The organism is Paenibacillus maysiensis (assembly GCF_000520815.1).
GTDB classification, from domain to species: domain Bacteria; phylum Bacillota; class Bacilli; order Paenibacillales; family Paenibacillaceae; genus Paenibacillus; species Paenibacillus maysiensis.
Map to the genome: position 1 here is coordinate 1 of NZ_ASRY01000026.1, position 10608 is coordinate 10608.

The 10608-nt window shown below is 45.0% G+C and carries 13 protein-coding genes and 1 pseudogene; 6 read left to right on the plus strand and 8 right to left on the minus strand.

Annotated elements, in window-relative coordinates; translation table 11 throughout:
• Both L696_RS31700 and L696_RS0101975 read left to right on the plus strand, forming a co-directional pair.
• Positions 1–164: pseudogene (locus tag L696_RS31700) on the plus strand (futalosine hydrolase); the annotation flags it as partial.
• Entirely contained in the window at positions 165–1019 is an 855-nt protein-coding gene (locus L696_RS0101975) for a 1,4-dihydroxy-6-naphtoate synthase (protein WP_025682158.1), read from the plus strand. It begins immediately after the preceding pseudogene.
• 151 nt (positions 1020–1170) lie between these two features.
• On the opposite strand, the gene L696_RS0101980 is transcribed toward L696_RS0101975, so the two are convergent.
• From L696_RS0101980 to L696_RS0102000, 5 genes are all read right to left on the minus strand, one after another.
• Positions 1171–1485, minus strand: a complete 315-nt coding sequence (locus L696_RS0101980; RefSeq protein ID WP_025682159.1) for a hypothetical protein — start codon at positions 1483–1485, stop codon at positions 1171–1173.
• Positions 1486–1797: 312 nt separating this feature from the next.
• Positions 1798–2088 (minus strand): hypothetical protein, encoded by a 291-nt coding sequence (locus tag L696_RS0101985; protein WP_025682160.1) that lies wholly within the window; start codon positions 2086–2088, stop codon positions 1798–1800.
• Positions 2089–2348: 260 nt separating this feature from the next.
• On the minus strand, positions 2349–2693 hold the full coding sequence (locus L696_RS0101990) for a YkvA family protein (protein WP_025682161.1): 345 nt from the start codon (positions 2691–2693) through the stop codon (positions 2349–2351).
• A 10-nt stretch (positions 2694–2703) separates the two neighbouring features.
• Complete coding sequence (locus L696_RS0101995) at positions 2704–3318, minus strand: hypothetical protein (protein WP_025682162.1); 615 nt, start codon at positions 3316–3318, stop codon at positions 2704–2706.
• Between the two features lie 85 nt (positions 3319–3403).
• On the minus strand, positions 3404–4333 hold the full coding sequence (locus L696_RS0102000; RefSeq protein ID WP_025682163.1) for a DMT family transporter: 930 nt from the start codon (positions 4331–4333) through the stop codon (positions 3404–3406).
• Between the two features lie 152 nt (positions 4334–4485).
• Between L696_RS0102000 and L696_RS0102005 the strand changes: the two genes are divergently transcribed.
• Together L696_RS0102005 and L696_RS0102010 are read left to right on the plus strand one after the other, a co-directional pair.
• Positions 4486–5364 carry a LysR family transcriptional regulator gene (locus L696_RS0102005; protein WP_025682164.1) on the plus strand — a complete coding sequence of 293 codons (879 nt, stop codon included), beginning with the start codon at positions 4486–4488 and terminating at the stop codon, positions 5362–5364.
• A 71-nt stretch (positions 5365–5435) separates the two neighbouring features.
• The gene (locus L696_RS0102010; protein ID WP_280740110.1) at positions 5436–5702 is read left to right on the plus strand and encodes a nuclear transport factor 2 family protein; all 267 of its coding nucleotides are present in this window, start codon (positions 5436–5438) and stop codon (positions 5700–5702) included.
• Positions 5703–6173: 471 nt separating this feature from the next.
• Here the strand turns inward: L696_RS0102010 and L696_RS0102020 are convergent, their stop codons facing one another.
• Positions 6174–6545, minus strand: coding sequence for a hypothetical protein (locus tag L696_RS0102020; RefSeq protein WP_025682165.1), 372 nt, complete (start codon positions 6543–6545; stop codon positions 6174–6176).
• Between the two features lie 211 nt (positions 6546–6756).
• Between L696_RS0102020 and L696_RS0102025 the strand changes: the two genes are divergently transcribed.
• Entirely contained in the window at positions 6757–6972 is a 216-nt protein-coding gene (locus L696_RS0102025; RefSeq protein ID WP_025682166.1) for a helix-turn-helix domain-containing protein, read from the plus strand.
• Positions 6973–7640: 668 nt separating this feature from the next.
• Here the strand turns inward: L696_RS0102025 and L696_RS0102030 are convergent.
• On the minus strand, positions 7641–8414 hold the full coding sequence (locus L696_RS0102030) for an S-layer homology domain-containing protein (RefSeq protein WP_025682167.1): 774 nt from the start codon (positions 8412–8414) through the stop codon (positions 7641–7643).
• A gap of 240 nt (positions 8415–8654) precedes the next feature.
• Positions 8655–9014, minus strand: a complete 360-nt coding sequence (locus L696_RS0102035; RefSeq protein WP_014277861.1) for a HesB/IscA family protein — start codon at positions 9012–9014, stop codon at positions 8655–8657.
• A 372-nt stretch (positions 9015–9386) separates the two neighbouring features.
• Here L696_RS0102035 and mqnE point away from each other — a divergent pair, with 372 nt between their 5' ends.
• Entirely contained in the window at positions 9387–10493 is a 1107-nt protein-coding gene (mqnE, locus tag L696_RS0102040; protein ID WP_025682168.1) for an aminofutalosine synthase MqnE, read from the plus strand.
• Positions 10494–10608: the final 115 nt, after the last annotated feature.

Below are 10608 nucleotides of genomic sequence, written 5' to 3' on the forward strand. Positions count from 1 at the left end.
AAGGCTACGGCGTAGCCGTAGCGGCGAACAAGCTGGAGCTGCCTGTGATGGAAATCCGCACGATTTCCAATGCCGTGGGTCCACGTGACCGCGCAGCTTGGCGGATCAAAGAGGCTTTGCAAGCGTTGGAAGCCGCATTCTCTACATTAACGGAGGTTATATAGATGCAAATTGCTTTTTCACCTTGTCCCAACGACACCTTTGTCTTCCATGCCCTGGCGCATGGCTTGATTCCCGGCGCACCTGAGCTGGACATCACTTTTGCCGATATCAACATCACCAACAATCTGGCGGTAACGCCAAATGGGCTGGATGTTATGAAAATCTCTTATGCTGCGCTGCCTTGGGTGCTGGATGAATACGCCCTGCTGCCTTGCGGCGGCGCACTCGGTCGGGGCTGCGGACCGCTCGTGCTGACCAAGGAAGACACCACTGCTCAAGGCCCGGAAGCCCTGTCCGGCAAGCGCGTAGCCGTGCCGAGTGAACGCTCCACAGCCTATCTCCTGTTCCGCCTGTGGGCGGCCAAGCATGTGCCGGGAGGGGTCGGCGAAATTGTCGTGATGCCGTTCGACCAGATCATGCCTGCTGTTCGTGACGGACATATGGATGCCGGGCTGGTTATTCACGAGGCACGTTTCACGTATCCATCCTACGGTCTCAGCAAGCAAGTGGATCTGGGCAACTGGTGGGAGGAAGATACAGGTCTCCCGATTCCGCTTGGGGCCATTATTGCCCGCCGTTCTCTGGACCTCGATGCGATTGCAGGCTGGATACGCGCCTCTGTCGAGTATGCTTGGAAGCATCCCGAGGCCTCAAGCGAATATGTATTGTCCCATGCACAGGAGCTGTCTCCGGATGTGGCCCAATCGCATATCGACCTGTACGTGAACGACTTCACCGCCAATCTGGGCGACAGTGGATACGCAGCCATCGAAGCACTGCTCGGACGCGCCGCACAGGAAGGACTTGTTCCTTCGTTTGATTTAGCCAAGCTGCGCCTTGCGTCCACCACCCGCTAACGGACCGACATTGCATGTTTTCCTGCTGAATAGAGCAGTTTAAACATATAAAACCTCCCGAACGAGCACATTGCCTAGCCATGCGCCCCATTCGGGAGGTTTTATGATTTCATATTACGAATCATCATCCAGACTTGCTTGATCCTTATTCTTAGCTCTGCTCCACGACCTCGGTCTTAAACACGTTATCCAATTTGGTACCCAATCTTTTGACCAGTGGCACCTTAATATCCCGGCTCAGCTCCTTGAAAAAAGCGTCCATGTCACAATTAATCTTATCCAACACGACCTTTACGGTGCCCTCTGCCAAGATCTGCTGATTCAGATCCTCCGGTACGGTAACCGAGATATCATACTTCTTGCTTAACGTTTTAATGTAGCGGGTAAAGATTTCGATAAGCTCCTCATTGTTGAACTTCTCGACTGCAACTTGCCCTTTGTTCGTAAATTTCAAATTCACTCTCACGTTAGCATATCCCCTTTTCCTTTTGTCCATTTATTTTGGATAAACGTTGAACCTTACGAGGCTCTTCAAAGAAAGGGCCTTACCGGTCGTTTTAGACTCTTGTCCTTTGATATACTAAGTATAACACATTAAGTCCGTTTTCATTTCCCAACTTGTCGTTTTATGATAAAAAATGATACAATTTGCGCATTTTCAGCATTAATTCTTTCTTTTCATGCCAATCATTAGGAAGATTTTATACATAAATACACAAAAAAACGCCTATCTCGCAAAAGAAAGACGTTTCCGTATAGATGCTTATGCAGTATGGATTTACAAAGGCTTTGTACATTCCCAACCATGTGAACGATACTCACGTACCGCATCCCGTACATCCTCAATATCATCGGTGTGCAGCAGAACCGCAGGTAAAATCACCCAGTATTCATTCTCTGCCAGATCAATAAATACATCCTCGACGTCATAATATTGCATATCGCCAAAAGCCGTATCCCTGATTTTCTGTCCGACCAAAGGTGTAAAATGGGAATCAAATGTTTTGATCACCTTCGTATATTCCTTCACGCCCGTTGCTGAAATCTGCTGTGAAATAATGACGCTCAATGCTGTTTACCTCCCGTTAAGGTTTGTACGAACAATAGCTTTCATCATATCATCGCTCCGTCCATCCTTGCAATTCCTTGCTCCCTTCGTTTTGTCAAGATCCCAAAGACCAGACCCAGGATACCTAACACAAAATGAGGAAGTGCAAAACCCACTAATATCCCCAGAGAGCAAACACCCAGCCCTACGGCTCTGATTGCTCACTCACTGTAGGCGTTTGTGTATCCATTCCCTTAGCTCCCCCGCTCATCTGGCAAAACTCAAGAAAGAAATTCATTCGCCTTCTCCCGATGGGCCGGCTTGATATGCATGTCCAGCACTTTTAAGGCCGCCAGAACGATACCCGCATCATCCGTAAAACCCAGCACCGGAATGACATCCGATATCGCATCCAATGGAGAAATAAAATACGCCAAGGCCCCGAAGGCCACCCCTTTGGCATAAAGAGGCGTTTCAGGATCTATCGCACAATAGTACATGGCCACCGCATCCTTCACAAAAGGAACCTTCCCGGCCGTGGATTTCACCTTTTTGAAAAATCCCTTTTTCACCTGTTCTTCCTGCTTCGGATCATACTTGGCTTGGGTTACGTCAAAATCCTTCATAAGGTACCTCCTATTTCTGACTGGCAAGCTTGAAAATTCCACCTTCCCGCTTTCCAAGTTCATAATTTTGTACCGTCATTTCCACCTTCGTATTTTTATCCCATACCGGAAGCTTGTCCGACGTACCATACTGTTTCATAGCTATGTCTATGACTTCCTCCGCCTTCTTCGTCAAAGTAGAAGAAGCCATATTATATTTACCATAACCTTGATAAGCCCCCCCAAAACCAAGATTCGGTTGATTGTTCACATTTAAAAGCACACCCTTCAACGTACCATTCTCTGCTACATCAAAGGTCACTTTTTCCAATACAAAATCATCAGTAACGACAGAAGTCTGCTCCAATGCATGCGATATGGATGACAGGTTGGCTGCTAATCTAACCTGTTGCAGCAATGCTTCCGTATCCTTTTGCTGCTTTGTCAATGCTTGCGTTGTCTTGTTGAGTGAAGCATTCGCTGTAGTTAAAGTATTTACCTTCGTGTTCAAATTATAATTCCATAGCGCTAAAGAAATACATCCTAATACAGCTATGCCTGAAATGACCGTGGCTACGACTACAAGCTTACGAGCAGAACCCTTTTGCGGCTCCACAGACTGAGTATGACTGCTTAATTCCCCCATAACAAACTTCCTCTCTATTTATATAGTCATATTTTACTATGACCCCCTTTTATAATCTAGTATATTCTTCCTGCATTCTCATTCTCTATTCATTGGTACAGGATTTCGTTTCGTGGGCCATTGAGCTTCGGTTGCCCCGTTTTCCCGGTAAAGCCGTATTCACCAGATACACACTGCCCGCGATCAGCACCAATCCCACCACGAATGTCAGGGTAAGCGACTCCTTGAGCATCACCATACTAAAGATCGTAGACAGCACCGGAATCATAAACGTATAGGAGCCGACAGTTCCTGCTTCTCCGTTTTCGATCAGCTTAAAATAAATCATCCAGCCCATCGCAATCACGAATACGGATATAAACAGCAAGATAGCGATAAAGGAGGGGCTCCAGTGAATATCGCTCCATTTCTCCGTCGTAAGTCCAATTCCATTAAGTATAATCCCCCCAAAAATGAGCTGCATCGTCACCGCCCAAATGGAGTCCAACTGCTTGCTTTTTTTCTTCAAATAAATCGTTCCGAGTGCCCAGGACAATCCAGAGGCCAGCCCTAACACAATACCCAAGACGGACAAATGCCCTGCCATCCCGCCGGAGCTAATCACAATTATCCCGCCAAAGCCGATAACCAGTCCAATGACCTTCATCGGAAACATGCGCTCACCCAACCACAACCAGGAGAACAATCCAAGCAAGATCGGCTGTAAGAATACTAAAGTGGAAAATAACCCGGCAGGCAAATATCGTAGCCCCACCGTCTGAAAGCCATAGTAGCCTGCAATATTAAATATCGCCAGAACGAGATACGTCCACGCATTCTGTCTCAAACGCAAGGTTTCCCTGTGACGCATAGCGAACAGAAGCAGGATTAGCCCTCCCAGCAACGTACGTATGCCTGAAAATAAAATAGGCGGTGTATCCGGCAAAGCCAGCTTGGTCAACGGCCAGTTAATCCCCCACACCATCACTAATATCAATACAAGCCACAGCGTAGCTTTAGGTGTTAATGTTTTCATAGATATCTTCCTCTCCCCTAGCGATGATCATCGCTCATTTCATACGGCTATAGTCATTTACAGCCATTTGCAAAGCTTTACTTTATTAGCGTATACTGTGGGCACTAATAAATAAAATGAATGTTTTCGATAAGGGAGATAACTTTTCGATTATGACCATTACCCAAATCATGATCTTTGTCCGCGTAGCTGAAACGCTAAACTTTACCCAAACTGCCCATGAGCTGCATATGACACAACCCGCAATCAGCCATGCCATCGCCAGTATTGAGAGTGAGCTGGATGTCCAGCTATTGCTGCGTGACCGGAAAAAAGGCGTGCTGCTGACAGATATCGGGCAAAAGGTACTGCTGCAATTTCGCATGATACTGCAAAGCATGGAAAAGGTAGAGCAGCAGGTCGCAGCCGAAAAAGGGCTGGACGTTGGCACAATCACCATCGGAGCTTTCCCTTCGGCCTCCGCCTATTTTCTGCCCCCGATCATACATCATATTCGTCAGCATTACCCGAACCTCATATTCGATCTGCATGAAGGCTCCACGAATGAGGTTAAGGAATGGCTGCATAACCGAGAGATTGAAGCAGGTATCATTCTGCTGCCAGATCCGCAGGTGGATGTTATCCCTTTATGTCAGGATAATATGGTTATTCTCCTGCCGGACGGTCATCCTTTGCAATCGCAAAGCAAAATCGCCATTCGAGACTTGAACCAGCAGGATATGATCTTTTGTAAAGGCGGGCATGAGGTTGCCATTATGGAAGGCTTCGAGCGTGAACAAAGCCAGTTGCAGGCACGTTTCACTACTCACAATGTCACCACCTTGGTCAGCATGGTTCGACAAGGACTAGGCATGGGGATCGTCTCTTCATTCTCCTTGTCCACATTCCCTCATGGTCTGACCGTCAAGGAAACCACACCCCTGATTACACGCCAGATTGGTATCGCCGTGCCATCCCTGCACAATGCTTCTCTGGCTGTACAGTTATTTGTGCGCACCGCACAGGAGTTATTTACGGATGTGAAAAATTAGGAAGCATTAGTAACGAGATTTTGGCAGGTGTATAATGTTCCTTAAATAGTGACTGAGATCGTTATGATCTTATATTTGTAAATCACTTTGGACAGATGTTGAACAAAGAAGCGAATCTGGAGGCGCATCGTTCAGGTGTTTTACATTTTACGGATATTCAAGTTCTGGACCAAAAGGTGATCCTGCTGGATGGTACTGCGGTAACTGTGACGCGAGTTTCTTTACGAGGAACGGTAGGTAATGAACCCATTGAAGATGAAATGTGCTACACCCGTGTTTGGCACGATATGGATGGGGCGTTGAAGATCATTTCAGGGCATTGTAGCTTGGTGAAATAGTTAAGACTAACACCATTTGTGGAAAAAAAAATAGCACTATGCTATACTATCAACAAAAGCTGTATCACGTACTATGTGTCATATAACATATGATATGTGGGTAAAATAAGAATAGTCGCGATGTTCCACCATCGCGACTTTCTGACAAAGGCCGGTGGGCGACCACGGCGAGAATTTCATACTGCGTACGAAAAACCACCGGATTGCTAGGAGGCCAAACCTATTCCCGGTGGTTTTTCCTGTCTTTACGTGATTGTTTCCAGGCTTGAACCAAAGCCTTTAGACCAGTAGTAATACTGACCAACTTTAGCACAACGTCAAGAATCTTCACGATTAGATCAAATGACACGGCGTCACCCCCTCTCGGGCTAGCTTCGCCGTATCTTCCCCACCGGTTATTTTGTCCAAATTATTATAGCATAAATGGGATAATTGGAATATAGAAGGAACCATAAGAAAAACAATACTGGCTTACAGATTTCCCTTTGTTTTCACGAGGTTAAGCTCAACATGACTTCGACCATGTAGCCATAGCAGTTCATCCAGTAAAAACCTCAATCCATCCTTACTACGCAAACGCTCGATCAGCTCTGTAGCAACCTCCATGATCTCACGTTGTACATTCTCTGCTAATTGTAGCCCCCCACTTTCCCCATCCACATAAAGATACGGATGATCCGGTTGTTCTACCTTTCTTACATGTCGCAGACACAATCTCCCATGTTCAAGATAAAAGAAATAGCTACGCTCATACAAAACTCCCTCAAATAATTCGTACATATGAGGATCATCATCAGGTCCATATACCATGGCAACTCTTTTCAATTCAACAGATTCGCTCATAATTAATTCCGCTCCTTCTGTATTCATTAATCTTGTCAATGAAGCACACAATGTTATGTTTATATGTATTTAATGTACGACTTCTTATACATATAATACACTTTCACACGTAAACTTTCAACACTTATCGAATAAAATGTACGCATTATTGTAATTTAAGTTTGACTTCTATAAGATTTGAGTACATATAATAAGTTGAGGGGGATTGCTCATGGGATTGAAACCAAGTTATAAACCAATGGAAATCACTCTAATTAAACGAGATAAAACACGAACTTACCTTCGCACTCAATTAGGAATATCACCATCTACTTTGGCGAAAATGTCTAATGGGGAATTTGTAGCTATGAGTGTCATTGCACGCATTTGTGAGGAATTAGACTGTAGAATTGAAGAGGTTGTAGAGTTTATAGAAAAAGAGCACTAGCCTTTTTGAAGAGGATAGCGCTCTTCCTTTTTATTAACTATATTTTCCTATTGTTAATCTACCCTGCTGCATAAGGAACCGATCAATTAGTTCTATTTTTTGCTATATAGTAAGAAATGTACATGAAAAACGGAGAAGACGGAATGGTGCTGTACAAGCGAAGCGGTCGCTTTTGTCCCCGGATTTCTACCCAATTATAAGCTTTATTCAAGAAATCCGGGGGCGGTGGCGATGGGAAGCACCATCCGTCTGCGGAGTGGCACTAAAGTAACTTTTAAGTTCCATTTATATATTCGATCTTTTGATTGGTTGCTTCATTGCCTTATAAGTCATGCGAGAGTAATCACTTATAATATAATGGAGAGTGATAAAATGGATTTTATAAATCGATTTGCACAAAACAAAACATAAATACCTCAGTACTCTTTTTTGCATGTTTAGTTCTATATAGTGTTTTTTCTGAGATTGAAATTAAACCCGTAGCACTCTTACTTTTTACAGTTGTATTTGCCTTTTTTAATGCCCTGAGTAAATTTGTCCAATCCACACGTAGTGATAATGATCATTAAACACATTCAAAAAGGCCTCTATAGCAATATAGTACGCAACTATACCGCTATAGAGGCCTTCATTTATAGTTGAATCTTTTCTTTGCTTTCGTCTGATCATCACTTCGATTGCTTTGTGGCTTCGTACAAACGCTGTAAAATGGTAACCGCTTCAGCCCGTGTGACTAGCGCTTTGGGGTGAAGGTATCCATCATTGGCGGTAAGGACGCCCATATTAGTCAGGGTGTAGAATGCTTCTGCCTTTTGAGTTTGGGAATCTCCATCATAATAGGGCTCCTCTTGAGTCGTGTCGATGTATATTACTGGATAGCTGAACGAGTAATTGTCATTGTAATTCGCCTGACGAATTTTTATATCCTTATACTGCGCAGCTGCAGAGATTACTTCCTTGATCTCAGGATGAAGAGTCTGATTCGTATAATCCGTCCGAACGGAAGCAATCATCATAACACCCCAGCGGGTCAGCGGTTTGTCGGGATTGATATAGAATTGATAGTTTGGATATTTGCCTCCTACTCTTTCAGTGAAGCCCCAAACATAATCCCCATTGAATAATGCTGCAAAATCTTTATTCGCCCAGTGCTTACGCGCATCAACAAATTCTGAAGCTTTTCCAGACGAATGATTGATCTCTGGAAAAAGCTTGTGAAACATATTTACAAATTCCGCTTTCGTTATGGTTTTGCCTGGCTTGAAGGTCCCATCCGCATAGCCCTTGACAACACCTTTGTCGACCATCGAACGAATAGATTCAGCAGCCCACTCATATTTTGTCCCGTTCACATCAGTAAACGTATTTGCCGCGAATGCGGATTGACTAAAAAACAGTGCCACCGCAACCAGCGGAGTGATAAGCCATTTCTTTTTCAACATCTCTTTCCACTTCCTTTAGGTAAAATTTATGTAGAACATAGTTCTCCAAACTCCATGTTATATCGGCATTTCAAAAGCAAATGATGATGATGATAGACAGAAAAACAACACAAAAAACGACCTCCGCAACGAGTAAAATCCCGTCACAAAGGCCGTATCCGCAATCCCGAATACCTATTCCGCTAGGCTAACGCATCTACCTCCGAACAGATCAACAGACCACCACTCGAAAAACATTAATTAACAAGGCTCTTCGTTCGGCTTCCCTGCATCCGTAGCTGTACGGAAGCTTGAACCGCAACCACAGGTAGCGATTGCATTCGGATTATGAATGGTAAAACCGCCTGACATACCGGACTCTTCAAAGTCGATTTCCAGACCGTCCAGGTAGCGGATGCTTTCTTTTTCCACTACAATCTTCATATCCTGTACGTTCATATATATATCCTGATCCGTCTCGTTGTCATCAAAGCCCATGGCATACGAGAATCCAGTGCAACCACCCGGCGTAACACCCAGACGCAAAAACATATTCGGCGTTTCCTGCTGCTCCAGCATATCTTTCAAGCGCTCGGCAGCGGAATCGGTGATGTTAATCATGACTTCATCCTCCTCTTTTACTTCATGTTCTCCTTCAGTATACTCCACTATTTGCAGGTGCTCAAGTCATGGAATGTCCTTCCCTTGCAGGCTAAAGGACCTGTTTTTCTGTTCGTTTGTATTGAACACCTGTGAGGTGAGGTTTATAATAGGTGAGGAGTGTGTAAAAGAAACTGTCGGAAATTTGTCATTTCAAAGGCGATATTTTGAGGCATTCATCATTGTAGCCTGGCATTGTAATATTTTTCACATATCATATATCCGCGCTGCCGGATTCTTACCGACGGAACGGGACATCCTGTGCGCATTAAGCGCTTGTGCCGCTTATAGGGCGTACAGCCTCGCACAGAGCAACTTGAAGGAGGAATAGGCATGTCCACATTAGCTACACCCTTTACAGACCGCAGAATGGCGGAGATTGTAGAAAAGGTACAGAACGGCATCCGTTTGAACCTTGAAGATGGTATATATTTGTACGAAACTGACGATATTCTCACACTGGGTCAGTTGGCTAACGAAGCGAATTTACGCAAGAACGGAAAAAAGGTTTATTTTATTGAGAACATGAGCCTGTACTTCACCAATGTATGCGAAGCGCACTGCGCGTTCTGCAATTTCCGCAAGGATCAGGGGGAGGACGGCTCTTATACGTTGTCCGGGCAGGAAATGATTGATTATGTTGAGCAACACATCCATCCGGGGGTAAGAGAATTTCATATCGTCGGTGGTCATAATAATCATGTGCCTTTCCAATACTATGTAGACTCATTGAAGGCGCTCAATGAAAAGTATCCCCACGTTACACTCAAAGCTTACACCGCAGCGGAAATTGACTTTTTCACACGGATTAGCGGCTTGAGCATTAAGGAAGTGCTTCAGGAACTGCAAAAGGCAGGTCTGCAAACGTTGACCGGCGGTGGCGCAGAGATTTTATCGGATGAGTATCGCCAAAAGATGCGTGTCACCAAAGCGAATGTAGATCGCTATCTTGAGGTTCATCGCACGGCCCACCATCTCGGCATGAAAACTCATACGACCATGCTGTACGGTTCGGTCGAATCGTATCAGGATCGTATTGAACATATGCTGCAAATTCGTGAATTGCAGGACGAAACGAACGGATTTATGGTATTTATTCCATTGTCCATGCAGCCGAAAAGCAAAAACGCCAACATCATGCGCCGTAACTCCGCTTACGAGGATCTCAAAACCATTGCGATCAGCCGTCTGATGCTGGATAATATCGACCATGTCAAAGCTTACTTCATTAATATTGGTCCGCAATTGACGCAGGTCGCTCTGACCTTCGGCGCATCGGACGTCCATGGTACGATTGTGCGCGAGCAAATCAGCCATGCCGCAGGTGCACTGACCCCGGCCGGATTGACCCGTAAAGAGCTGATCTGGCTGGTCAAAGGTGCAGGACGCATCCCGGTTGAACGGGATACCTTCTATAATGAAATCGAAGTTTTCGAATAAAAGTAATATCGGATTCGGATTTCCCGCGTGCATTTTATCCCCATACCTCACACCATGCAGCGTCAAGCTGCCTCGGAATTTTCTGGTCTGCCTGCCTATAGGCGGGGCGGGGAGC